The sequence below is a fragment of the Ligilactobacillus agilis DSM 20509 genome, from assembly GCF_001436215.1.
Lineage (GTDB): Bacteria > Bacillota > Bacilli > Lactobacillales > Lactobacillaceae > Ligilactobacillus > Ligilactobacillus agilis.
In genome coordinates this window covers 1-24562 of the sequence record NZ_AYYP01000029.1, presented here as the reverse complement: position 1 = coordinate 24562, position 24562 = coordinate 1, and the positions used below count along the sequence as shown (strand labels likewise).

At 42.0% G+C, this 24562-nt stretch carries 22 protein-coding genes and 1 pseudogene; 2 read left to right on the top strand and 21 right to left on the bottom strand.

Going from position 1 to position 24562, the window contains the following annotated elements; all coding sequences use genetic code 11:
• Positions 1 to 60: 60 nt before the first annotated feature.
• The 10 genes from FC14_RS04285 to FC14_RS04240 all read right to left on the bottom strand — a co-directional run bounded on the left by FC14_RS04285 (position 61) and on the right by FC14_RS04240 (position 7321).
• Entirely contained in the window at positions 61 to 783 is a 723-nt protein-coding gene (locus FC14_RS04285; protein ID WP_056976613.1) for a pseudouridine synthase, read from the bottom strand.
• A complete protein-coding gene (gene scpB, locus FC14_RS04280) occupies positions 783 to 1376 on the bottom strand; it encodes an SMC-Scp complex subunit ScpB (RefSeq protein WP_050612235.1) in 594 nt (197 codons plus the stop codon). Before scpB ends, FC14_RS04285 begins: the two co-directional genes overlap by 1 nt.
• On the bottom strand, positions 1366 to 2121 hold the full coding sequence (locus tag FC14_RS04275; RefSeq protein ID WP_056976612.1) for a segregation and condensation protein A: 756 nt from the start codon (positions 2119 to 2121) through the stop codon (positions 1366 to 1368). The genes scpB and FC14_RS04275 overlap by 11 nt, the downstream gene beginning before the upstream one ends.
• Entirely contained in the window at positions 2111 to 2473 is a 363-nt protein-coding gene (locus FC14_RS04270) for a RibT protein (protein ID WP_050612237.1), read from the bottom strand. The genes FC14_RS04275 and FC14_RS04270 overlap by 11 nt, the downstream gene beginning before the upstream one ends.
• A gap of 65 nt (positions 2474 to 2538) precedes the next feature.
• Entirely contained in the window at positions 2539 to 3423 is an 885-nt protein-coding gene (gene xerD, locus FC14_RS04265; protein ID WP_056976623.1) for a site-specific tyrosine recombinase XerD, read from the bottom strand.
• A complete protein-coding gene (locus FC14_RS04260; protein ID WP_056976611.1) occupies positions 3419 to 4300 on the bottom strand; it encodes a CvfB family protein in 882 nt (293 codons plus the stop codon). The genes xerD and FC14_RS04260 overlap by 5 nt, the downstream gene beginning before the upstream one ends.
• A 14-nt stretch (positions 4301 to 4314) precedes the next feature.
• On the bottom strand, positions 4315 to 4770 hold the full coding sequence (locus FC14_RS04255) for a DUF441 domain-containing protein (RefSeq protein WP_056976610.1): 456 nt from the start codon (positions 4768 to 4770) through the stop codon (positions 4315 to 4317).
• 53 nt (positions 4771 to 4823) lie between these two features.
• A complete protein-coding gene (locus tag FC14_RS04250; RefSeq protein WP_056976609.1) occupies positions 4824 to 5060 on the bottom strand; it encodes a hypothetical protein in 237 nt (78 codons plus the stop codon).
• 113 nt (positions 5061 to 5173) lie between these two features.
• Positions 5174 to 6832, bottom strand: a complete 1659-nt coding sequence (locus FC14_RS04245; protein ID WP_056976608.1) for a formate--tetrahydrofolate ligase — start codon at positions 6830 to 6832, stop codon at positions 5174 to 5176.
• A gap of 114 nt (positions 6833 to 6946) precedes the next feature.
• Positions 6947 to 7321, bottom strand: coding sequence for an EbsA family protein (locus FC14_RS04240; RefSeq protein WP_056976607.1), 375 nt, complete (start codon positions 7319 to 7321; stop codon positions 6947 to 6949).
• A gap of 101 nt (positions 7322 to 7422) precedes the next feature.
• On the opposite strand from FC14_RS04240, the gene FC14_RS04235 reads away from it, so the two are divergent.
• The gene (locus FC14_RS04235) at positions 7423 to 7809 is read left to right on the top strand and encodes a ribonuclease HI family protein (protein ID WP_056976606.1); all 387 of its coding nucleotides are present in this window, start codon (positions 7423 to 7425) and stop codon (positions 7807 to 7809) included.
• 34 nt (positions 7810 to 7843) lie between these two features.
• Here the strand turns inward: FC14_RS04235 and pepT are convergent, their stop codons facing one another.
• The 10 genes from pepT to FC14_RS04185 form a co-directional block, all read right to left on the bottom strand.
• Positions 7844 to 9085 carry a peptidase T gene (gene pepT / locus FC14_RS04230; protein WP_056976605.1) on the bottom strand — a complete coding sequence of 414 codons (1242 nt, stop codon included), beginning with the start codon at positions 9083 to 9085 and terminating at the stop codon, positions 7844 to 7846.
• Between the two features lie 12 nt (positions 9086 to 9097).
• Positions 9098 to 9880, bottom strand: a complete 783-nt coding sequence (locus FC14_RS04225; protein ID WP_050612244.1) for a Nif3-like dinuclear metal center hexameric protein — start codon at positions 9878 to 9880, stop codon at positions 9098 to 9100.
• On the bottom strand, positions 9867 to 10571 hold the full coding sequence (locus FC14_RS04220; RefSeq protein WP_056976604.1) for a tRNA (adenine(22)-N(1))-methyltransferase: 705 nt from the start codon (positions 10569 to 10571) through the stop codon (positions 9867 to 9869). The genes FC14_RS04225 and FC14_RS04220 overlap by 14 nt, the downstream gene beginning before the upstream one ends.
• A gap of 70 nt (positions 10572 to 10641) precedes the next feature.
• Positions 10642 to 11715: an RNA polymerase sigma factor RpoD gene (gene rpoD / locus FC14_RS04215; protein WP_235804502.1), complete on the bottom strand. Its 1074-nt coding sequence runs from the start codon at positions 11713 to 11715 to the stop codon at positions 10642 to 10644.
• A 79-nt stretch (positions 11716 to 11794) separates the two neighbouring features.
• Positions 11795 to 13624, bottom strand: coding sequence for a DNA primase (gene dnaG, locus FC14_RS04210; protein WP_056976602.1), 1830 nt, complete (start codon positions 13622 to 13624; stop codon positions 11795 to 11797).
• A gap of 170 nt (positions 13625 to 13794) precedes the next feature.
• Entirely contained in the window at positions 13795 to 15873 is a 2079-nt protein-coding gene (gene glyS / locus FC14_RS04205) for a glycine--tRNA ligase subunit beta (RefSeq protein ID WP_056976601.1), read from the bottom strand.
• Position 15874: 1 nt separating this feature from the next.
• On the bottom strand, positions 15875 to 16792 hold the full coding sequence (gene glyQ / locus FC14_RS04200) for a glycine--tRNA ligase subunit alpha (RefSeq protein WP_056976600.1): 918 nt from the start codon (positions 16790 to 16792) through the stop codon (positions 15875 to 15877).
• 473 nt (positions 16793 to 17265) lie between these two features.
• Positions 17266 to 19026 (bottom strand): pyruvate kinase, encoded by a 1761-nt coding sequence (gene pyk / locus FC14_RS04195; RefSeq protein ID WP_056976599.1) that lies wholly within the window; start codon positions 19024 to 19026, stop codon positions 17266 to 17268.
• Positions 19027 to 19124: 98 nt separating this feature from the next.
• Positions 19125 to 20090 carry a 6-phosphofructokinase gene (pfkA, locus tag FC14_RS04190; protein ID WP_056976598.1) on the bottom strand — a complete coding sequence of 322 codons (966 nt, stop codon included), beginning with the start codon at positions 20088 to 20090 and terminating at the stop codon, positions 19125 to 19127.
• 128 nt (positions 20091 to 20218) lie between these two features.
• Positions 20219 to 23524 (bottom strand): DNA polymerase III subunit alpha, encoded by a 3306-nt coding sequence (locus tag FC14_RS04185; RefSeq protein WP_056976597.1) that lies wholly within the window; start codon positions 23522 to 23524, stop codon positions 20219 to 20221.
• A 129-nt stretch (positions 23525 to 23653) separates the two neighbouring features.
• On the opposite strand from FC14_RS04185, the gene FC14_RS04180 reads away from it, so the two are divergent.
• Positions 23654 to 23836 (top strand): YjzD family protein, encoded by a 183-nt coding sequence (locus tag FC14_RS04180; protein ID WP_050612253.1) that lies wholly within the window; start codon positions 23654 to 23656, stop codon positions 23834 to 23836.
• Positions 23837 to 24394: 558 nt separating this feature from the next.
• Here the strand turns inward: FC14_RS04180 and FC14_RS11015 are convergent.
• Positions 24395 to 24517: pseudogene (locus FC14_RS11015) on the bottom strand (ADP-ribose pyrophosphatase); the annotation flags it as partial.
• Between the last annotated feature and the right edge of the window lie 45 nt (positions 24518 to 24562).

Sequence of the window (24562 nt, the reverse complement as noted above, 5' to 3'; positions counted from 1 at the left end):
CTATATTCTAGCATAGCTAGTTATGAACCGCAAGTATTTTTACTAACTTTTGATAAGTAATTATCCTTGCACTAACTGCTTTAATCCTTTGACCTCTGCAGCCGTCAGCTTGCGGTAGTCCCCTGAAGTTAGCCCGCTTAAATCCAAGAAAGCGTAACGTTCCCGCTTTAACTTGTTAACCCTGTAGCCTAGGGCTTCAAACATTTTTTTAACCTGGTGATAACGACCTTCGTGGATAGTTAATTGCACTAAGGAAATTTCCTTAGCTTTATCCTGTTTTAAGAGCTTGGCCTTAGCTTTAGCCGTCTTTTTACCATCTACTACTAGCCCTTGCCGCAGGCGCTTTAAATCTTCAGATTGAACCAAGCCCTTAACTTTAGCCACATAGACCTTATCCACCTTAAAGCGCGGGTGCATCAAGGCGTTAGCTAACTGACCGTCATTGGTCATAAGCAGTAAGCCGGAAGTATCATAATCTAAGCGGCCCACTGGATATAAGCGCTCAGGAATCTCTTCAAAATAATCAGTAACTACTTTCCGCCCCTTATCATCACTCACTGCGGAAATGACTCCGCGGGGTTTATAAAAGAGATAGTAAGCCTTTTTTTCTTGATCAATCGCTTGACCGTTGACTAAAATAACGTCGGCTCCTGTTACCTTGGTACCTAACTCAGTAACTACCTGGCCGTTGACCATTACCTTACCAGCCAAGATTAATTTCTCACTGGCCCGGCGTGAAGCTACCCCGGCGTTAGCCATTACTTTTTGTAACCGTTCTGCCACTACTGTTCACCTTCATCCTTATTTAAAGTTTGTTGGAATAATTCTAAAAAGTCAGTTCCATCTGTGCGGGTCTCCTCATCTTCTACCTTAGGAAGGGCTGGCAGAGCGGCCAGTGATTCTAACCCAAAGTAGTCTAAAAAGGCCTCGGTTGTTTTATAAACAATCGGCCGCCCCGGAAGCTCTAAGCGACCCCCCTCTTCAATCAACCCTAATAAGAGGAGTTTTTGCAGCATCCCGCTGGACTGAACCCCCCGGATTTCATCAATGTCTAACCGCGTTACCGGTTGCTTGTAGGCGATGATTGCCAAGGTCTCTAAGGCCGCCCCCGATAACTCGGTCATGGTTGGCGATTCAAAGTAACGTTTCACTAAACTAGCAAAGCCCTTCTTAGTCGCCAAGCGGTAGCGCTCGTCTGCCTTAAGTAATTCAAAACTACAAGTTTTATCTGCCTGATACTTGGCTTGTAGTTTACCTAACTGTTCCACGATTGCTGGCTTTAATAGTCCCGTCAACTGGGATAACTCACTTAAACTAATCCCCTCTGTCCCACTGACAAAGAGTAAACTTTCAATTTTAGCTTGATTAGAAAGCATCTTTTTCCCCACTTATCATTAAGATTGGCCCCAAAGTTACTTCTTGCTTAGCAACGACTGTTCCTTGCTTAACTAACTCTAAGAGGGCTAAAAAAGTCGTCACCACTTGCTCTAAATCAGTTTGGTCCGCAAATAGACTGTCGAAGTAGATTGGGGCCTTAGCCTGCCGAATTTTTTGCTTTAAGACCACCAAGGTATCCTTAAGGTTATAGCGTTCCTGGTAGACTTGACGCTTAACTGGTTTAACTAATTGCTTCTTAGCCAAGAGGCGGGCAAAGGCCTGTTGCAAGTTTGCAACTGTAGTCGCCCCCGCCTTTAATTGCCCTAACTTAGCATCTGACGGAACCTGAGCTTGCTCACGGCCAACACTTTTTTGCCGTTCGGTCGCAAAGTCCTTTAGCTTTTCAGCTGCTAACTGGAAGGTTTGGTGTAAAACTAATTGCTGGACTAAATCTTCCCGTGGATCCTCGTAATCTGCTTCCACCTCAACTGGTTGGTTAGGCAAGAGCATCTTACTTTTGATGTTTAATAAGGTAGCAGCCATTACTAAATACTCACCGGCAATGTCTAGCTCCAGGGTTTGCATTTGGTGCAGGTACGCTAGGTATTGCGAGGTAATAGTCACCATCGGAATGTCATAAATATCCATCTCGTTTTGCTTGATCAAATGAAGCAATAAGTCCAGTGGCCCTTCAAAGCTAGCTAATTTGAAGGTTAACTTCGTTTGTTCACTTTCATTCGCCATCTTTTCTTTGTTCCCACTTCGTAATAATTGCGGCAATCTCCAAGCTGCCCATCATCTTAGCTTCAGGGTAAAGGGTCGCCAACTCGTCTAGGATTTTATAAGTAACCCCTTCATTACGTTCAGCCGGCGAAAGGGCAATATGGCGGACGATGACTTGCTTATTGACTAATTCAAAGCCGACCACGCCCGAAAAATCACCATTTTCATTTTTCCAGAGGTATAAAAAGCGACTAGCATCTTTTTGATACCAATCTAACTCTGTTTGCAGGTGAGAGATGTCCTTTAAATCAGGGATGAATGACAGCAGTCCCATTGCAATTTTTTTATAACTATCTTTATATTTATAGAGCATAAAAGCCCCCCTAAAAATAATTTACATTCTTCTAAAAGATAACACACTTTAACTTGAAGCACAACTTAAGCCCGGGGATGATTCTGCTTGTAAACTGCACTAAGTCGTTTTTTAGACAAGTGCGTGTAAAGTTGGGTGGTAGAAATATCAGCATGACCCAAAAGCTCTTGAACAATCCGGAGGTCAGCCCCATTTTCTAAGATGTGGGTTGCAAAGGAGTGGCGTAAGGTATGCGGCGTCACGTTTTTTTCAATTCCAGCCTGCTTAACCAGGGCCTTAAGGTTTTTCCAAATCCCTTGGCGGGTTAATTGGTTACCATGGAAGTTAACAAATAGATAGGGATTGCGTTTTTGCTTAACTAATTTAGGCCGACTCTGCTTTAAATATAACTTGACCCACTTAGAAGCCACGTCACCGATAGGAACTAAGCGCTCCTTTTGGCCCTTACCAATCGTCTGAATAATCCCTAATTCTAGGTGTAAATCAGCCAATTTTAAATTAACCAGCTCGCTAACCCGTAAGCCAGTTGCGTACATTACCTCTAAAATAGCCCGGTCACGTAACCCTAAAGCCTCCCCAGTCTTGGGTGTCTTTAAGAGGGCTTCTACTTCTTTAGGCGATAAAACCTCCGGTAAGCTTACCTTTTTCTTAGGGGTGTCAATTAATAGCATCGGATCAACCTCTACTTTACCTTCTTCAACCAGATACTGGAAAAATTTGCGCAAACTCGTCACTAGGCGTAAGATGCTAGCATTAGCTAGTTTCGCCTTAGTCTGCGCTTCTAAGAAGTCTAAAACCACCTTCTTATCGATTGCGGTTAACTCCACCTTTTGCTCAGCTAAAAAAGCACTAAACTTCTTAAGGTCATTTTGATAACTAGCAACACTGTTAGCCGCTAACCCCCGTTCAACAACTAGGTAATGCAAATAATCAGCGACTAAATTGTTAATGGATGTCACCTTCAGTCTGATTTAAAAGTAGCTTACCCTCACTTTGTTTAACTAAGCCCGCCTTCATCAAATGACCGACGGCCCGCTTAAATTGGCCCTTGCTAATCCCAAAGTAAGCCTTAATTTCTGCGGGGCTCGACTTATCTGTAAACGGCAAGCTATTATCTAGTGAATGACTTAAGGCGGCTAAAATCATTTGGGCGTCGTCAGAAATTGCCTCATAAGCTCTAGGGCGTAGGGACAGATTTAAACTGCCATCGTCTCTAACTCCAATCACCCTTGCAGAGAGCACTTGGCCTAAGCGTGGCTCGTCAACCCGCTCGCTTGGGTGGATAAAACCTAGCTGATAATCAGTCGTGATTACATAAGTTCCCACTAATTTTAAGCGGTAAACCCGGGCAGAAACATCCCGATTCTGTAACTTCTTAGTCGCCCTAAGACTAATCTGCTTAAACATTTCTTCGGTTGCTAAGGTTGCCCATAAACGCCCCTTAACATCTACCTTTAAAGCAACCATTAATTCGTCACCAACTTTAGGCCATAACTGGGTTAAAGTTGGCAATTCATCTAAGGATAAAACAACATCCTTGTTAGGCAAGCCAACATCAACGAAGACTCCGAGGCTCTTATTGACCTTGACCACCTTGCCCCAGGCATAACGTCCTATGCCACTCTTAGGGAGTATTTTTGTCAACTGTAACTCATGTTCTTCGTTTTCATAGGCAAAGCCAGAGATAGTTGCCCCCATTTTTGGCAACTTCTTCAACTCAGCCTTTGCTAAGCGAAAGGTCAACCCTTCCGTTTGGGCAAAGACATAGTGTTCGTTTTCATCGATTACTTGAGCGGAAATTTGCTTTCCAATTAAATCTGCTAACATTTTTTCCTCATTTCTTAAAAATTCAAATTAAAGGCACTAATAATACAATAGGTAATCCCAGCGGCAATCACCGGTCCAGCAGCGACCCCTTTTAAGAAGACTACCCCCATAATAGTTCCGAGTACCAAGGCAACGGTAACCTGCGGTGAGCTCGCTAACAGGTTAACCCCGTTACGCGATAAGACAGCGACCAGCACCCCGCATAAAACCGCAATCCAACCAGCTGGGCTTCTAAAGGCAGCTAGCAAGTCCTTAAATCCAATCTCACCCGTAGCAATTGGCACCAAGACGGCGATTGTAATAATGATAACCCCCCAGTTAATTTCCTTAGCGTGGATAAAATCAAAGAGCTTATCGGCAAAAGGTAAAAGTTTCACCAACATCACAAAGCCAGTTGCAATCATAAGGGACATATTTTTACCTAGGTACGCTATCAACATAATTAAAGCTAAAAAGAGCCAAGTTTGCACTATTCACACCTCACCTAATTTTTTCCAATTATTTAATTGTACTCTATTTTAGACTAGTCCACAACGTATAAGTGATGGCTGGTGAGGCGATACATTGCATCGCCATTGTATTTTTCAATGCTCCGTTTGGTAACTAAGCCATTTTCGGTTACTAAAACGATCCGGTTAGTAAAAACAGGCTTAGTTTCTAGAGGCTGCCCGTCAGCATAACGATAGCCTTGGGCCGCTAATTGATTAAGCACGCGTTCATAGGCACGTTGGCTTCTGATTAAATAAGCTGCGTTTTGCAAAAATCTCACTTCCTTCAAGAATATTTTACAAAATTTCAAGCTAAACCAAAAAAATAAGCCCAGACTTCTTACAGACTAAGAAGTTTGGACTTATTTTTAGCTTAAGCAGCTACTTAGTAAAGACCTGAAATGGTGCCATCATCGGCCAAATCCATCCCATCGGCGGCTGGCACCTTAGGCAGACCAGGCATTGTCATTACATTTCCAGTTAAAGCCACCACAAATTGCGACCCTAGCTTAGGGACAAATTCACGCACATGAATCGTAAAACCTTGTGGTGCCCCCAACAACTTAGCGTTATCAGAAAGCGAATATTGGGTCTTAGCCATACATACAGGCAACTTATCCCAACCGTACTTAGCAAATTCTTTCAGTTGCCGCTTAGCCTTAGGACCATATTCAACCTTAGCGCCACCATAAATATTTTTGACAATTTTATCAATCTTAACGGTTAATTCATCATCACTAGCGTAAAGGGGACTGAATTCGTGTTCTTCTTCTACCCGGGCTAACACTTCAGTAGCTAATTCGACTGCCCCTTTGCCACCTTCAGCCCAAACGTTTGCAATAATTGCCTTCACGCCATCTGCTTGGCAAAGTTCTTGAATCTTAGCCAACTCTGCATCCGTATCGGCAGTAAAGCGGTTAATAGCCACGACTACCGGCACGTTATAAGATTGCATATTCTTAATGTGTTTTTGTAAGTTCTTATACCCTTCAGCCACAGCTGTCACGTTTTCTTGATCTAAGTCGGTCTTCAAGACGCCCCCGTTCATCTTCAATGCCCGGGCAGTAGCCACAATCACGATGGTATCTGGTGTCTTACCTAAAACCGGTGTTTTAATATCGAGGAATTTTTCTGCTCCTAGGTCAGCCCCAAAACCCGCTTCAGTAATTGTATAATCGGCCAATTTCAAAGCAGTTTGCGTAGCTAAGACACTGTTACAGCCGTGGGCAATGTTTGCAAATGGGCCCCCGTGAACGATTGCAGGTGTGTGGGCCAAAGTTTGCACCAAGTTGGGCTTAATTGCATCCTTCAAGAGCAAGGCAAGGGCCCCGGTCACCCCTAAATCGTTGACGGTCACTGGTTCCTTGTCGTAAGTGTAGCCCACTACAATTTGGCCTAAACGTTTCTTTAAATCGGCGATATCCTTAGCTAAGCAAAGTACCGCCATCATTTCAGAAGCAACCGTGATATCAAAACCGTCCTCACGTGGTACTCCTTGCGTCAGGCCACCAAGCCCAACAACAACGTGGCGCAAAGCCCGGTCATTGATATCTAAGACCCGCTTCCAAATAACCCGACGAGGGTCTAAATTGAGTTTATTTCCTTGATAGATATGATTATCAATTAAGGCAGCTAAAGTGTTATTAGCGGCTGTTAAGGCATGCATATCCCCTGTAAAGTGGAGGTTGATGTCTTCCATCGGTACCACCTGTGAGTAACCACCACCAGTGGCACCACCCTTCATCCCCATCACTGGACCTAATGAAGGTTCACGTAAAGCAATCATTACTTTCTTATCTAGAAGGTTTAAGGCATCACCCAACCCAACTGTTACGGTTGATTTCCCTTCTCCGGCTGGAGTAGGGTTAATAGCCGTTACTAAAATCAATTTACCCTTGGTTTGGGGACGGGCTGCTAGAGGTAACTTAATCTTAGCCTTGTAGTTACCATATTGTTCAATCTCATCTTCACTTAGCCCCGCTCTTTTTGCCACCTTAACAATTGGTTCCATCTCACTTTGTTGTGCAATTTCAATATCTTTCACGGAAAAATCCCTCCCTGTTAAGTTAAGCTTAGTATAACCTTAATTTTCGCTTTTGTCAGCGTTAATTCGCTAAATATTTCAAAAAAGCGTTTTTACAAACGTTAAAAACGAACTTTATAATAAAGAATTAAGTTTTTGATAGCAAAGTTCCCTCCTTGCTAGCGGCATCAACACCTGGTAAGTCCGAAACTTAGTCTTTATTTCCAACCCATTTTTAAACTTACGCACCCCTATAATCTCTTGGTAGGATAGCTTTTTATTATTAAAGGGAACTACCGCCCGTAAAACTAACCCATCCGCCTTTAAAAACACCTGCCGTCTAAAAACTTGCAGGAAGGCCGTTAAGAAGAAAAGGCCAAATAAGAGTGCCGACCAAATCTGAAAGTAAGTAAATTCTAACCAGGTAATGATTGCACTCAGCAAAATAATTAGTGTGTAAGACCAACTTGTTATGCTGGTTGTCCACTCAGGTTGATAAAAAAATTTCACTACTACTGCACCTCACTTGCCCATTTATTATAACATAAGCCCCCTTAAATTTTAGCTTAGCCTAAGTTATAATTAGCTTAAGAAAATCTTCGGAGGCCTTTATGATTAAACTTTATACTGATGCAGCTAGTAAAAACAACCTAAGTAGTGCCGGAATCTTACTGGTGCATGATAAAAAACAAATTCAGCTAAGCCAACCCCTGGCTGCCGGTGATAATCACCAAGCAGAATTTCAAGCGGCAATCGCTGGTTTTAAACAAGCACTAAGTCAGTTTGCCAATGAGGAAACCGTCTTTTTTTACAGTGATAGCCAGCTCGTAATCGACAGTCTTAATAAAAATTACAGTAAGCATTATCAAGAATTGTTAGCAGAGTTAAACAGTTTGATTGACTCCTTCAAGCTAGTCGTTTGGCAGTGGGTCCCTGAAAAAGACAATAAGGGCGCTCACCAACTGGCTTTACAAGGACTTAAAAAATTGACCAAGTAAAAAGCAGGACCAACTCGCCCTGCTTTTTTAGTCTTTACTTAGCTGCTAGCTTAGCAATTTCAATGATTAAATCGACGGCCTTTTCCATAACTTGAACTGAAACATACTCGTAACGTCCGTGCATGTTTTCGCCCCCAGCAAATAAGTTAGGAGTAGGTAAACCCATAAAGGAAATCTTGGAGCCATCAGTCCCACCCCGAACTGGGAAGATTAGTGGCTTAATATCTAGATTTTCCATTGCTTCTTTAGCTAAATCTACCACCGTCATATCCTTTTCAATTACTTCGCGCATATTGTAATATTGGTCCTTAACTTCTGCTTTTACCCGTTTTTGGCCTAGTTCTTGGTTCATTTTGGCCACAATTTCGTTAAGCAACGCCTTCTTAGCCTCAAACTTTTGCCGGTCGTGATCACGGATAATGTAAGTTAACTTGGCCTCTTCTACATTTCCTTCAACGCTTAGTAACAAGAAGAAACCTTCCCGACCAGCAGTTAATTCAGGTACTTGATCTTGCGGCAAGCGACTTTGGAAGTCCATTGCTAACAGACTAGCGTTAACCATCACGCCCTTAGCCGTACCAGGGTGAACATTTTTACCGGTAAAGCTAATCTCTGCTTGGGCAGCGTTAAAGGTTTCATATTCTAGTTCACCTAAAGGACCACCATCAACCGTGTAAGCTAAATCAGCATCGAAGTCAGCCACGTCAAAGTGGTCAGCACCGGTCCCGATTTCTTCATCCGGTCCGATTCCTAATTGTAAGGTGCCATGCTTAATTTCTGGATGCTTGAGCAAGTAAGCAAAGGCAGTAATGATTTCGGCTACCCCCGCCTTATCATCGGCCCCTAATAAAGTCGTCCCGTCAGTTGTAATTAGGGTGTGGCCTTGATAGTTCTTTAAGTTTGGAAATTCAGCTGGATCCAAAACATATTCCCCAGCTTCATCTAACTTAATCACGCTTTGACCATCATAATTATCTACAATTTGGGGGTTAACATTTTTAGCGTTGAAGTCAGCAGTATCCATATGAGAGATAAAGCCCACCTTCTTAGCACTCTTACCTGCTTCTAAGTTACTTGGTAAAGTTGCTAACACGTAGCCGTTAGTTGGGTGGATGCGGACGTTACTTAATCCAAGTTCCTTAAGTTCTGCCGCTAACTGCTTGGCAAATTCAACCTGACTTTCAGTAGATGGAATTGTGGTTGAGTTTTCATCCGAACGAGTTTCAACCTTAACATACTTTAAAAAGCGGTCGGTTAATCCTGGATAATTAGACACAAAAATCACTCCTTAACAAAAGATAAATGGATCTGTATTTAGTTTAGACTCAATTACAGGTAAATTCCAGCCTTTTTGCCTAATAATTTGTTCAAAGAGCGATTTTAAGTGCGGCTTACAAATACTTTCAACGTGGTGCCCCACATCAAAGACATTCAACCCAGCCGCCAAGACGTCATGGCCCGTATGGTAAGAAATATCTCCGGTCACATAGGCCTCGGCTCCTTGAGCTAGGGCTGCTTCGTAAAAGCTTCCACCAGCTCCACCTAAAACAGCTACCCGCTTAACCTTAGCATTTAAATCGGCGCTAATCACCCGTAACCCCTGTAGCTTAAAAACTTGCTTACAGTAAGCCGCAAAGTCTGCTACCGTCATTTCAGTGGCTAGATTTCCAATCCGGCCCAAGCCATCTTCTCTTAAAGGCTTAACCGCCTGTAAGTCCAAAGCCATTGCTAGCCAATCATTCATTCCACCCGCGGCGCAATCTAAGTTAGTATGCGCTGCGTAGACGGTAATATTATGCTTAAGTATCTCTGCGTACATTTGATTTTGAGGCTGAGCCAAATCAAAGGGTTGAATTGGCCGAAAAACAGCCGGATGGTGGGCGAAGATGAAATCACAACCATTAGCAATTGCTTCGGCAACCGTTTCTGGCCGAACATCTAGGGTGACCATCATTTTTGTAACCTCTTGTTCAAGAAAACCCAGTTGTAAGCCAACCGGATCTTTAGGCATTGCCAATTCCTTAGGCGCAAAGCGTTCAAATTCAGTCACCAATTCTTTAACTAATACCATTTAAAACACCTTCAATTTCCTTAATTGTCGCTAAGATTTGGGCCTTTTTGGCAAGTGGCACCACCTTAGCTTGTTCTAAGTGAGTCAAAATCTCTTCTTGCTTAAGAATCTCTTGGCGCCACTTAGATATAAAGACAGGATTTTTTGTCTGCATTAAAAGTGGGCCAAACATTAACGCCTGTTCATCTAAGTGAGCCTCAGTAGGTGCATAGTCGGCCACGATTAACTCATAGGTGTGACCATCTTCTGCTAAAATTTCTTCAGCCACAATGGCATACCCTGCCTGCATTAACCATTTTCGCACTTCTTTTTCACCTACGTTAGGTTGTAAGATTAAACGTGGGTGGTTAGCTAGCTTAGCTTTACCTTTTTCAAGAATTGAAGCAATTAAAGGTCCGCCCATCCCACAAATGGTAATGGTGTCAACTTGGTCGGTTAGTTCGATAGCAGCTAAACCATCTGCTAGGCGGGCCTCCACCTTACCAACCAAACCCTCTTTTTTAATTTCATGTTGGGCATTTTCAAACGGCCCTTTCACCACTTCACCAGCTATTCCAAACTTAATTTGCTTGTTTAAAGCCAGGTAAGCAGGTAAATAAGCGTGGTCTGAGCCGATATCTGCTAAGACCGCCCCTGCTTTAACATATTTTGCCGCAGTTAATAAGCGGTTAGATAACTTTCTTGCGTCCATAAAAACCTCTCACTTGATACAAACTTACTAAAAAAGCGGGTCACCGAAGCTGATAACCCGCCTAGTATTTTTACTCTAAAAAGTCCTTTAATTGCTTAGAACGTGATGGATGCCGTAACTTTCTTAAAGCCTTAGCTTCAATCTGGCGAATTCGTTCACGCGTAACCCCAAAGACCTTACCAACCTCTTCAAGGGTCCGGGTCCGGCCACCATCATCCAACCCAAAGCGGAGACGTAAGACGTTTTCTTCCCGGTCGGTTAAAGTATCCAAGACACTTTCTAATTGTTCTTTTAACAACTCATAAGCAGCATGTTCAGCTGGACTAGTCGCATCTTGATCTTCGATAAAATCGCCTAAGTGGGAATCGTCTTCTTCACCAATTGGTGTTTCCAAGGAAACGGGTTCTTGCGCAATTTTAAGAATCTCACGAACTTTTTCTGTCGGCATATCCATTTCTGCCCCAATTTCTTCAGGCGTTGGTTCCCGGCCTAAGTCTTGTAGCATTTGGCGTTGAATCCTAATTAACTTGTTAATTGTTTCTACCATGTGAACTGGAATCCGGATTGTCCGTGCTTGATCAGCAATCGCACGGGTAATCGCTTGTCTAATCCACCAAGTAGCATAAGTTGAGAATTTAAACCCTTTCCGGTAGTCAAACTTCTCGACCGCCTTCATCAAGCCCATGTTTCCTTCTTGAATTAAATCAAGAAATGACATGCCCCGGCCTACATAGCGTTTAGCAATCGAAACTACTAACCGCAAGTTGGCTTCAGCCAAGCGTTGCTTAGCTTCCTCATCGCCTTCTTCAATTCGTAAGGCTAATTGAACCTCTTCATCAGCGGTTAACAAGTTAACCCGCCCAATTTCTTTTAAATACATCCGAACTGGGTCATTAATCTTAACAGTTGAAGCAGTTTCTTCCTCTTCTTTTTCGGCATCCTCTTTAGCTTCCTTAGCCTCTTTATCAGCAGCCATCAAACTAGCTTCACTTGGATTACCATTTTCGTCTACAACAGAAATACCGGCATCCTCAATCCGGCCAATCAATTTATCCATTTGGTCAGCGTCAAGACCGAATGGCTTAACTAATTGATTGGTCAATTCTGTATAAGAAATCTCCTTTTTAGGCTTATAGGCCCGAATTACTTCCCGGAGTCGTTTGTTGTATGCAACTTCATCAAAATTATTGTTCTTCTTCTCTTCTGCCAAAGTGAAGGCCTCCTTAATGTAATGCTTGTTTAACTTGTGCTATTTGCTGTTTTAGCTTAATCTTTTCAACCAATAGCCGTTGGGCTTCCTCTGTGTTTCCTAAAGACATTGCCCGCTCAAACTCCTGGTCGTTTTGGTCTAATTTAGCCAACAGCGGCGCTAATTTAGTAATAATGATGATACAATCATCAATCTCTTCAGGCTGAGCCTGGGGTGGAAACTCGGTCATTTCCAAGGAAACCACTAACTGTCTTATCGGCTCTTCCTTAATAAAATCCAAAAATTCAGCACTATTATAATCTTCATGTTGGGCAAAGTAAGCTTGCGCAACCAAGTAACCTCGTTGATAAATTTCGGTAAAAAAATGAAACTGTGCGTCGGCCATTAACCTCAAAAAGACCCCTTGCTCATGTAAGAGTCGATAAAGTAGTAGTCTTTGAGCCGTGATTACTTGCGAAACCTTTACTTGTTTTTCAGCTGGTGGTACAACCGCACTTGTCTTTAAATCAGTCAGTGGCTTAGTTTGTACCTTTAACTTAGTCTGTAAATCCCGCAACTGCGCTTCTAAGTTAAGTTTTTCAAGCTTGAACCGTTTACTCAGACGATTTAAGTACAAGTCTTGTTGAATTTTGTCCTTTAAAGGTGCTAGTACCTCTAAGACTTGTCTTAAGTAAAGCAACTGGTCGTTTTCGGTCGCTAAATTCTTTCCCCGCTCAAAATATTGTAGGTAAAAGTCTAGCGCCCCCACCTGATTAGCAGCTACCGCCTGCGCAAATTTCTCTTCACCGTATTTCTTTACGTATTCATCAGGATCCAAGTTTTCCGGTAAATTAATAACACTTAAATTAAAACTTCCCTGGCTTTCAAATAATTCCAAGGCCCGCTTGGTTGCCAGCTGCCCTGGGTCATCACCATCATAACAGATACAAACCTGATTAGTTAGGCGCTTTAACTGGTAAACTTGTTCATCAGTTAGGCTTGTCCCCATCGAAGCAACCCCATTTTTTACCCCCGACCGGTAAGCTGCCAAAACATCCATAAACCCTTCAAAGAGGATAACACGTTGCTTTAAGCGAATTTCACCCTTGGCTTTGTCGAAGTTAAAAAGCACCTTGCTTTTATTGAAAATTGCTGTTTCCGGCGAATTGAGGTACTTGGGCGCTTGTGGGTTAACATGTAGCAAGCGGCCCGAAAAAGCCACTACCTGCCCGGCTTGATTGTTAATGGGAAACATAATCCGATCTACAAACCGTTCGTGCAAACTCCCGTCTTGCCATTCTAAAAACAGCCCTGACTTCCGTACCAACTGATAATCGCTAGCCTCTTCTTTTTTAAATAACTCCTCTAACAACGGTTGTTCAGGCGCAAATCCAATCCGAAACTCCTTAATCAACTCTAAACTTAGCCCGCGGTCTTGCAGGTAAGCAAAAGCCTCTTGGCCCAGCTTAGTATTGATTAAGACATGGTGGTATAAATCTGCTGCCCGGTTATACAGTTGGTACAACTTTTGCCTAGGGGAGTTTTTTTCAGCGGCCGTTTGACCTACATCGGTTGCAATTTCGATTCCCGCTATCTGGGCAACTTGCTTAACCGCTTCAGGAAAAGTAACCCCGTTTAGTTCCATTAAAAACTTGAAGACATTTCCCCCCCGGTGACAGGAAAAACAGGTAAAAATTTGCTTTTCCTCGTTAACCGAAAATGAGGGCGTCTTCTCGGGATGGAAGGGACATAAGCCAAACCAGTTCTTACCAGACTTATGCATTTGAACCGATTGACCAACCACATCTAAGATATTGACTGACGTTCTCACCCGGTCAATAACTTCCGCGGGAATTAAACTCAACTGTGAATCCCCCCTCAAATGAACTTAACAGACACAAATGCCTGCTACACCCATTTTGAATAATCATAATCTATTTTAGCTTAATTTCACCTTATTAGCAAGCATTTAACTTAGACAAAAAAATGGTGTTAATCCGTGGGATTAACACCATCACTAATAAGCTATTTTTACTACTTAACGTTAAGTTTATCTAGTTGACCAAAGATTGTAGTTAGGTCAGCTAATTGACTTAGTTGTAATAAGCGGTTGTTCTTAATTGCTTCGTCTTTAGCCATTACCATCGTTTGGTCAAAGTAAGTGGAAATTGGTTGCCGTAACTTACGTAAGAGTTCATAATCCGCAGCTACATCAGCAGAGAATTGCTCCTTAACTTGGGCTACCGCTGCTTGTAAGGCAACTTCCGACTCATTTTCAAACAAGCTAGCGTCTACCTTGGCATCAGCTGCGAAGTCAGGAGCCTTCTTAGCCAAGCGAACTACCCGGGTTAAGGCTTCGATTGTTTCCTTAAAGTCAGCATCTGCCCGGTGCTTCGTTAAAACAGCCGCAGCCTTTTGACTCGTTACAAAGCTATTAGCCTTAACAGCAACTACTGTATCTAATGTGTCGTGGCTGTATTTGTCTGCAGCTAAAACTTGGTGCAAGCGATCTAAGATAAAGCTTTCCATTTCAGCTTGACTGTCAGTTGGGACAATCTTTTCAAACAAACTAGCATCAGCCTTATAAGCAGCCTTGATTGCTTGACTTAAATCTGTTACCGCTAGATTCCAGTTTTGATCCAAAGCAATCCGAACAATTCCTAAAGCTTGCCGTCTTAAGGCGTAAGGATCATTGGAACCAGATGGAATCATCCCCGCAGCAAAGAAAGCATAGATACTGTCTAACTTATCGGCAATTGAAAGCAAGGCCCCAACCGGACTGGCTGGCAATTTACCTTCGGCGCTAGTTGGCATATACTCTTCACTCATAGCCTTAGCAACAGTTTCTTTTTCGCCTTGCATGCGGGCATAGATTTCCCCCATAATTCCTTGCAATTCAGAAAATTCACCGACCATTCCGGTTACCAAGTCAAACTTGTAAATCATTGCTGCTCGCTTCAAGTCGGCTAATTGTTCTTCGGTAAAGCCTAGTTTTTGACCCAGGTTAGCAGCTAGAAGTTGAACCCGTTGCATCTTTTGGTAAATCGTCCCAATCTTATCGTGAAACATGACCGTCTTCAAACGTTCAACGTATTGAGCAATTGTTTGCTTTTGATCTTCTTGATAGAAGAACTTGGCATCTTCTAGCCGGGCAGTTAAAACTTTTTCATTCCCTGCCACGACATTTTCAAGGTAAGCTTTATTCCCGTTTCTAACAGCAATAAAGAATGGTAATAATTTACCAGCTTGATTTCTAACGTAGAAATAGCGTTGGTTATCCTTCATTGAGGTAATCAATACCACGTCAGGTACTTCTAGATACTTGTCAGCGAATTTACCTGCAAAAACAGTTGGATATTCAACCAAGTTATTAACTTCTTCTAGTAAATCTTCATCAACATCGACTACCCAGTCATTTTCCTTAGCTAAAGTAGCAATTTGGTTGCGAATCATATTCTTACGTTCAGCTGCATCAGCGATAACCATCTCTTTAACCAACGCTTCAGGATAGTCATCAGCGCTAGCAAAGCTAACCGGCTTGCCTAAGAAGCGGTGCCCTTGGCTAAGGCGGTCAGTTTTCACATCCAAGATTGCGAATGGAACAACCTCTTGGTCTAACAAAGCCACTAACCACTTAATTGGCCGAACGTATTCAAAATCATTGCTACCCCAACGCATCATAGTTGGGAACTTAAGTGACATTGCTACTTCTTTAAGCTTAGGCAAAATCTCAGCGGCTTGCTTACCTGCAATGAACTTTTCAACGTGAACATATTCAACTCCTTTGATTTCCTTGAAGAAGATATCATCAGTTGTCATTCCTTGCCCCCGGACAAATCCTTGGGCGGCCTTAGTCCAGTTGCCATCAGCATCTAAAGCAATTTTTTTAGCAGGTCCCTTTGCTTCTTCCTTGATATCTGCTTGCTTATCTGCTAAACCTAGAACTTTAACGGCTAACCGTCTTGGAGTCGAGTAGGCCTTAACTGCTTCAAACTCCAATCGTTCTTCCTTCAAGAAATTCTTAACCTTAGTTACTAACTGTTCTACACTAGGAGTCACTACATGGGCAGGAATCTCTTCTAAACCAATTTCTAAAAGAAAAGTATGTGCCATCTTACTTGTCCTCCTTTAAAAGTTCTTGGCGTAATTTTTCATCCTTAATCAATGGATAACCTAATTTCTTACGTTCAGCCACAAACACTTTAGCCACTGCCTTAGCCATGTTTCTAATCCGGGCTAAATAACCTGCCCGTTCAGTAACGGAAACAGCCCCCCGTGCATCTAATAAGTTAAAGGTATGGCTACACTTCAAAATGTAATCGTATGCTGGGTGAACCAAACCGTTAGTGATTTGCTTCTTAGCCTCAGTTTCGTAAACATCAAATGCCTTAAAGAGCATTTCTTGGTTACTTTCTTCAAAAGCATACTTAGAGTGTTCGTATTCAGGTTCTTTGAAGATATCGCCATATTTAACCCCATCAGCCCATTCCAGGTCAAAGACGGAATTGACGTCTTGAATGTAAGATGATAGCCGTTCTAACCCGTAGGTAACTTCGGCGGCAACTGGCTTAACTTCCAGCCCCCCAACTTGTTGGAAATAAGTAAACTGGGTAATTTCCATCCCGTCTAACCAAATTTCCCAACCAACACCGGCACAACCCATTGATGGGTTTTCCCAGTTATCTTCCACAAAACGGATATCGTGTTCTTCTGGAACAATCCCTAAGGCCCGCAAACTATCAAGGTATAATTCTTGAATATTGCTTGGGGATGGCTTCATGATTACTTGGAATTGGTGGTGTTGGAACAAACGGTTAGGGTTGTCACCGTAACGGCCATCGGCAGGACGGCGAGATGGTTCAACGTAAGCCACGTTCCATGGTTCTGGTCCCACTGCCCGTAAAAATGTATAAGGGCTCATTGTGCCGGCACCTTTTTCTGTATCGTATGCCTGCATTAACATGCAACCTTGCTTAGCCCAAAATTGTTGCAAGGTCAAAATAATATCTTGCATTGCTAATTTCTTCGTCATGCAAAAAACTCCTTTGTCTTTATTCGGAAAAAACCTCTTAGCATCACAAAAAGTCGTCCCCATGTGACGCCAATAATGGTCACATAGGGACGACTTTTCCAAATCGCGGTTCCACCCTACTTCTAGTTTTGCCTAGCAACTTCATTACGTAAAGCTCCAAAAGCGCCAACTACCTTTTAAAAGTACCTGCTTTCACCATCCCAGGCTCGCTTACCTTTTTGAAAGATAGCCCTCTTTCATCAACGCTTCATTTATTAAACAAAGATAGGATAATCGTTTTTTGACCAGCTGTCAAGTAGGTAAAGGTTTTCAAACGATGAATTTTTTCTTTTTTATTACCCTATCCCTTTAGCACTCCGCCTTTCAATATGCTTATCGCCGTACCTTTCTTACTCAAATTACGATAAAAAAGCCCTCCACCATAAGCGGAGGGCTTAACCTAACGATTGTTAGTCTTTCCTAATACCTGGGAATTAAAGTGCGTTAGATGCACCGTGGTAAACAATCCCACGACGTGAGTCAACTGTGATAACTTCACCGTCAGCTACTAATTCAGTTGCGTTAGCGGCACCAACAACAACAGGGATACCCATTGAGATACCAACAACAGCAGCGTGTGATGTTAAACCACCGTTTTCAACAACTAAAGCAGCTGATTTTTCGATAGCTGGTAAGTAGTCCTTATCAGTTGTCTTCACAACTAAAACGCCACCTTCTTCAGCCTTTTCAACAGCTTCCTTAGCAGATGTAGCAACAACAGCCTTACCGATAACTGTTTCGTCACCAACACCTTGACCTTCAACTAACTTAGAACCAATCAATTGAATCTTCATAACGTTAGTTGTACCCTTTTCACCAACTGGTACACCAGCAGTGATCAAGATTAAGTCACCTTCCTTAGCAAAGCCAGCCTTCTTAGCTTCTTCAGTTGCTAAGGCAAACATTTCATCAGTTGAAGCAGGAGCTTCAGCCATCACAGGGTAAACACCCCAGTTGATAGCTAAACCGCGACGAGTACGGTCATCAAATGTCACAGCTAAGATATCAGCATCTGGACGGTACTTAGAAATCATACGAGCTGTGTGACCAGACTTAGTAGCAGCAACGATAACTTTGATGTTCAAGTTGTTAGCTGCTTCAGCAACGGCACGACCGATAGCTTCAGTAACATCAGTCTTGTCGAAACGGTTTAATGAGAATTCACGGTGTTGACGTAAAGCATTTTCAGCCTTAACATTAATCCGAGCCATAGTTGCAACAGCTTCTACAGGGTAGTCACCGTTTGCAGATTCACCAGATAACATAGTTGCATCTGTACCGTCAAACACAGCGTTAGCAACGTCAGAAGCTTCGGCACGTGTAGGACGTGGGTTTTCTTGCATTGAGTCAAGCATTTGAGTAGCAGTGATAACTGGCTTACCAAGTGCGTTACACTTCTTGATTAAGCTCTTTTGTACCAAAGGCACGTTTTCTGCTGGGATTTCAACCCCCATGTCACCACGGGCAATCATCAAACCATCAGAAACCTTGATGATTTCATCAAAGTTGTCGATACCTTCTTGTGATTCAATCTTAGGGAAGATTTGCACGTGTTCCATGTGCTTTTCTTCTAAAAGTTCACGAATATCTAAAACGTCTTGTGGCTTACGAACGAAAGAAGCAGCGATGAAGTTGATTTCGTTGTCTAAACCGAAACGAATGTCATCTGAGTCTTTTTCAGTAATACCAGGCAAGTTGATAGAAACGCCAGGAGCGTTAACACCTTTACGTGAACCAAGTGTACCTTCATTCAAGACTTTACATACTAATTCCTTAGTAGCTTCATCTTTCTTTTCGATTTGCATGTCGATCAAACCATCATCGAATAATACGTGGCCACCTTCGTGAACATCATCGTATAAACCTGGGTAAGTAACAGCAATCTTTTCCTTTGTACCTTCAATAGAAGCATCCATTGAAATCCGCACTTCGTCACCAATGTTGAAGTGAATCTTACCTTCTTTTTGAACAGTTGTCCGAATTTCGGCACCCTTAGTATCAAGCATGATACCTACCATCTTACCAGTAACTTTTTCAGCTTGACGAACTAAGTTCATCCGGCCAAGGTGTTCTTCATGGTCACCGTGTGAGAAGTTGAAGCGGAATACGTTAGCACCTGCTTCAATCAATTTAACGATTGTGTCTAAGTCTGAACTAGCTGGTCCAAGTGTACTTACAATCTTGGTCTTTTTCATGAGTAAAGTCTCTCCTTTAAAAATAGTACATGTAAAACTGACGTTTATGTCTGTTATTACCAGTGATAAATAATAATTACGCTTTTAACAAGCAATGTTTAGAAACGAATCCGATCGTTTAAATCGGCCAAGGAAACATCTGTCTTGTGCTTGTGGTTTTCCAAGGTATCAATGATATCCTTAGCAACAAGTTGGTTATCGCGGATACCAACTGCTAAACCACCCTTGCCTTCAAGTAATAATTGAACGGCATAATCACCAAAACGACTTGCTAAGACACGGTCCTTAGCAGTTGGCATGCCCCCACGTTGTACGTGAGCCAATGTAACTGCCCGGCTATCAAAGTCACCGTATTGGTCAATTTGGTCTTTTAATTCTTGTGCTGACATTACACCTTCAGCAACAACAACGATACCATAGTCCTTGCCGCGCTTCTTGTTGTCAGTCAACTTAGCTGCGATTTCTTTGGCATCAAATTCACGTTCAGGAATAACGATTGCATCTGCGCCTGCAGAAATTCCTGACCATAAAGCGATATCGCCGGCGCCACGACCCATTACTTCTACAACAAAAATCCGTTGGTGTGAACGGGCTGTATCAATAATCCGGTCTAAGGCTTCGGTTGCAACCCCAACCGCAGTATCAAAACCAATTGTAAAGTCAGTTCCTGGAATATCGTTATCAATAGTCCCTGGAACCCCAATTGAGTTGAAGCCATGTTTAGTAAGCTTCATGGCACCATGGTAAGAACCATCGCCCCCGATAACTACTAAAGCATCAATTCCAAGCTTCTTCAATTGTTCAATTGCTTTTAACTGAGTTTCTTCTTCAGCAAATTCTGGGAAACGTGCTGAACGAAGAATAGTACCCCCACGGTTGATAATGCCGTCTAAATCATTTAAAGAGTCCATTTTGAAGACATCGCCTTCAACTAAACCCTTATAACCATAGTTTACACCGTATGCTTCAAGGCCTGCATGCATTGCAGAACGGGCGATTGCACGAACAGCTGCGTTCATACCTTGTGAATCGCCACCACTTGTCAAAATACCAATGCGTTTCATTTCTTCACCTCAAGTAAAAATTCTGTAGTACTACTTTCTCCACAAGTTATCTTACCACTTTTACTTAAGCTTGTCTTGTAAAAAAAGAAATTTCTCAGATTATTTACAAATTGTTTTCATACTCTTTTTCATTTTTTCAAAACTACATTTTCTTGACCTAATAAATTGATAAGCTCGGCTTCTAACCTAGCATCCGTGCTTAGCCAGTAACGCTCATGTAAAAGGCGTTTAGTCCCTGCACTTTCATCATAAATAATCACCGGTGTTTCGCCGTGATTAGCTCGGAGCGTACTGGTTAATTTTAACTTGGCTAAGGTATTATTTTCCGGTGTCAGCCTTAGATACCAACAAGTTTTTTTCATTAAGTCTGCAAACTTAATTTGCTTAACTATAAACGATAGTCCGTTATGTTCTTGCACTTCCCCACTAACTAAAAGTGACTGGCCTTTCTTTAAACGTAAGCCGTAGCGTCTAAATTCGGTGGGAAAAAGGGTCAAGTCTACTTCACCACTTTCGTCGCTTCCGGTCAAGAAGGCCATTTCTTCATTATTTTTGGTTCTAATTACCTTTATTTTCCGGATGTAAACTAATAGGCGTGTTTTCATGTTTACTTGTAAATCGCCAACGGCTGTTACTGGATAAAAGGTTTTTATCCAACTATATTTTTGAAGCAGGTGCCCCGAGATAACTAGCCCCAAATACTCACTTTCTTTATCTAGTTGTTCTTCTAGGCTAAAGGGCTCTACTGGACGGTCGACCGTTTCTAGCAAGGATTGCAATACTGGACTATCGGTCAGCTCAATGGTCTTTAACTGACTTTCTAGGTTAGTCAGTAACTGCTTACGATTAGGCTCAAACTCGTCAAAGGCTCCCACATAGATTAGTGGTTCAATCAAAGCCGCTTGCCGGTATTTTTCAGGAATCCTTTCTAAGAAATCTTGAAAGCCCTTGTAATTACCAGCTTGTCGTCTTTCCAACAGGATGGCGTCACAAAAATCCCGGCGAATTTTTTTAATACTTGCTAATCCAAAGTAAATTTGGCCTTGGCGCAAGGTAAAACCTTTTTGACTCAAATTAATATTTGGGCCCTTAACCTTAACTTGGTATTTCTTAGCTTCTATCACATACTCTCTTATTTTCGGACTAGCTAGTAGTGAATTGAATAAGGCCGTGTAAAAAGCAGCTGGGTAGTGCGCCTTAATGTAAGCCAGCTGAAAGGCAAACTTAGAGTAAGCAACAGCGTGCGACCTGTTAAAACCGTAGTTAGCAAACCGTTCAATGTAATCGTAAACCTGCTTAGCTACGGAAACCTCATAGCCTAACTTTTTAGCACCTTTGATAAACTGGTCTTTCAACTCTAAAATTAGGTGATCATTCTTGCTACTAATTGCTCGGCGCAAAATATCGGCTTCTCCTAGAGTAAAGCCTGCCATTGTCGAAGCCACTTGCATAACCTGTTCTTGGTAAACAATGATTCCGTAAGTCAAGCCCAAGATTGACTTCAAATTATCGTTAGGATAAGTAACCTGCTTGAGACCATGCTTTCTAGCAATAAACTCGTCAATATTAGCTAACGGACCCGGACGGTACAAAGCATTAACTGCGGCAATATCTTCAAAAGAAGTAGGTCTTAGTTTCCGTAACACATTGCGAATTCCACTCGATTCAAATTGAAAAACTCCGGCCGTATCACCACGAGCAAATAATTGTAAGGTCAGCTCATCATTTAAATCAATCTGCCTAACGTCAAGCTCCGTTTGATATCCCCGCTTAACTAAGCTTAAAGCCTGTTCCAATAGACTAAGGTTTCGCAACCCAAGTAAGTCAATTTTCAAAAGTCCAACCGCTTCTACCTGCTTTTTAGCATACTGACTAAGCCAGATTCCGTCATTTCCCATGTGCAACGGAACTGTTTCAACTAAGTCTGTATCGCTTAAAATTATTCCCGCAGCGTGTTTGGAGTAATGTCTTGGTAGCCCTTCTAAACTTAAAGCTAGACGAAACAACAATTTATTTTTCGGGCTATCATTTACTAAGTTGCGCAAGCTTTGAGACTGTTCATAAGCCTCTTTTAAGCTAATTTTAAAGACCCGCGGAATCGCTTGGCTCCATTTTTCTAACTCAAAGCTATTAAGTTCTAACACCCGGCCAACATCCCGGAGCGCCTGCCGCGCCCCAAACGTATCGAAGGTAATAATTTGTGCCAGGTGGTTTTGACCATACTGTTTTTTTAAATGACTGATGACTTCATCCCGACGATTATCCGGCAAATCGATATCAATATCTGGCATCTGCGCCCGCTTCTCATTTAAAAAGCGTTCAAATAGCAACTGGTACTTTAACGGGTCAACGTCCGTAATCCCTAAACTGTATGCCACTAACGAACCAGCTGCCGACCCCCGCCCGGGATCTAGCATAATTTTTTGACTCCGAGCAAAGTTAGTAATATCGGCCACAATCAAGAAATAATCATCAAACCCCATCTTATTAATAACAGCCAACTCAGATTCCAGCCGGTCAAAGTAAGGTTTAGTTGCACTAACAGCCGCTTTTCTAAGCTTAACGTCCAATCCCTCTACACACAGCTTACGTAAGTAACTTTCCGAATCTAAGCCACTTGGCGTCTTAAAATGGGGCAATTTTGTTTTAGTAAATTCTAGCTGCAAATCAACTTGCTGGCAAAGCTCGGCAACATTAGCATAAGCTTCTGTAAGCCCTGCTTGCTCATACTCTGCTTCAACCTGGGTAGGACTCTTCAAGTAATGTTTACCCCTTTGCTTGCCTTGTAAATCTGCTTCTTTTAAGGTACGCCCGCTCTTTAGTGCCGCCAAGACTTCCTGCTGTAAAATATCTTTAGGTTCAAGGTATTCAACTCGCAAACTTGCCACTAATTTGCAGTCTAGCTGTTCGGCCAATTTGATAAGCGTTTGCTTGCTAAATTCATCAAAATTGGCTTCAATTCCAAAGTACAAATTAGACGCCACTCGTGCCTTTAAAGCTGTAAGCCAGGTTAAATTAGCAGCAGGATTGCTAGCGATAAGATAAGTCAAGTTTGGGGGCAGGATTACTATCAAATCACTTAAATTAGCATCAACTTGCTCTAAAGTTAGACTGACTCCTTCAGGTTTAGCTAACTTCAAGGAAGATAGCTTCATCAAATTTTGATAGCCAGCTGCATTCTTAGCAAGCAACACAATATCACTGGTTATTAAATCACTTTGACTACTGGTAAGCTGAAGTGTTATCCCCACCAACGGTTTAATATTGGCCCGTAGACACGCTTGATAAAAAGTCAACGCCCCATACATTACGTTGTAGTCGGTTAATGCTAGCGCCTGATAACCTAATTTTTTAGCCGCTTGAACATAATCTTCGATTCTCAAACCAGATTGCAACAAACTATAAGAACTAATTACCTGTAAGGGTGAAAACATTCTCTCACCTTCCTTTGCCCTTTACTCATTTAACTACTAAGGTTATTATAACAAATTTCTCGTAAAAATTTTCTTATGCTTTTTTAGGACAAATGTGTTAAACTACTTATATATTGTGAGGTGCTCATGATGGGAAAACAATTAACAATTTTATTTTGGGGATTCATCTACGGTGAAGTCTTAGGCTACATCGTTTCCGCTTTAAGTGGCTACACCTTTGACGCCAAGCTTTCCGGCTTAATTCCAATGATTGGCGGTTTTATCGTTATTAACTGCTTATCTTACTTCGTCAAAGATTCCCAAGAAAAATAGAACTTATTTAAGGTGCTAACTTCTGAAATCTAAGTTAGCACCTTTTTTAGTTAAATTTAAAAAAACAACAGATAGGCTTCTGAATTAAAGCTTGAAAAAAGGGGATCCTAAGAAAATCAGTTGTTTTCTTAGAATCCATTGAAAATAATACACCCAGCGTTTTGAATAGAGCCCTATTTACATTCCTCTTAAGTTAAATAGAATCCATACCCATAATCTCTGTCAGAGACCATAAGTTGCCGTTGGCATCAACAATCTCATCTTCCTTAATTCCTAACTTATTAAGTACTGAGTTTTTGCTATCGATATTTTTCACCGCAGATACTAACGAATTAATAACTTTCCGCAGACCTGTACCCAATATGTTACCGTACGGGCTCTTTATCCCGTACTTCACTATGTTTCCATAGTGTTCAGACTATCTTTTCATCCTTAAAAGTAGACATAAAAAAAGAGCCCTTGCAGACTCACTTTCATCCTTATAATCTAAATACCCATTTAAATATACCGCCAATAAAGGTAATAAAACCGATAATAAAGAAAATTGGAATAATTATATCGTCTATAGCTGGCATCTAGGCCAGTCTCCTCCTTGATTTCTTTAAGTGTATTTTCCTTAAGGGACAGATTTACTTCTACCCACCCACCTGGAAGTGACCAGCTACCGTCGTTTTCATTAATTTAGGGCGGGATACCAGTGGTTTTAACCACTGGAGGGATAGCCCT

Bases quoted from the DNA above. Each gene is read 5' to 3' on its own strand.
- scpB (WP_050612235.1), bottom strand. From the start codon at position 1,376: ATGCTTTCTAATCAAGCTAAAATTGAAAGTTTACTCTTTGTCAGTGGG.
- FC14_RS04275 (WP_056976612.1), bottom strand. From the start codon at position 2,121: ATGGCGAATGAAAGTGAACAAACGAAGTTAACCTTCAAATTAGCTAGC.
- FC14_RS04270 (WP_050612237.1), bottom strand. From the start codon at position 2,473: ATGCTCTATAAATATAAAGATAGTTATAAAAAAATTGCAATGGGACTG.
- FC14_RS04260 (WP_056976611.1), bottom strand. From the start codon at position 4,300: ATGTTAGCAGATTTAATTGGAAAGCAAATTTCCGCTCAAGTAATCGAT.
- FC14_RS04235 (WP_056976606.1), top strand. From the start codon at position 7,423: ATGATTAAACTTTATACTGATGCAGCTAGTAAAAACAACCTAAGTAGT.
- FC14_RS04225 (WP_050612244.1), bottom strand. From the start codon at position 9,880: ATGGTATTAGTTAAAGAATTGGTGACTGAATTTGAACGCTTTGCGCCT.
- FC14_RS04220 (WP_056976604.1), bottom strand. From the start codon at position 10,571: ATGGACGCAAGAAAGTTATCTAACCGCTTATTAACTGCGGCAAAATAT.
- glyS (WP_056976601.1), bottom strand. From the start codon at position 15,873: ATGGCACATACTTTTCTTTTAGAAATTGGTTTAGAAGAGATTCCTGCC.
- glyQ (WP_056976600.1), bottom strand. From the start codon at position 16,792: ATGACGAAGAAATTAGCAATGCAAGATATTATTTTGACCTTGCAACAA.
- pyk (WP_056976599.1), bottom strand. From the start codon at position 19,026: ATGAAAAAGACCAAGATTGTAAGTACACTTGGACCAGCTAGTTCAGAC.
- pfkA (WP_056976598.1), bottom strand. From the start codon at position 20,090: ATGAAACGCATTGGTATTTTGACAAGTGGTGGCGATTCACAAGGTATG.
- FC14_RS04185 (WP_056976597.1), bottom strand. From the start codon at position 23,524: ATGTTTTCACCCTTACAGGTAATTAGTTCTTATAGTTTGTTGCAATCT.
- FC14_RS04180 (WP_050612253.1), top strand. From the start codon at position 23,654: ATGGGAAAACAATTAACAATTTTATTTTGGGGATTCATCTACGGTGAA.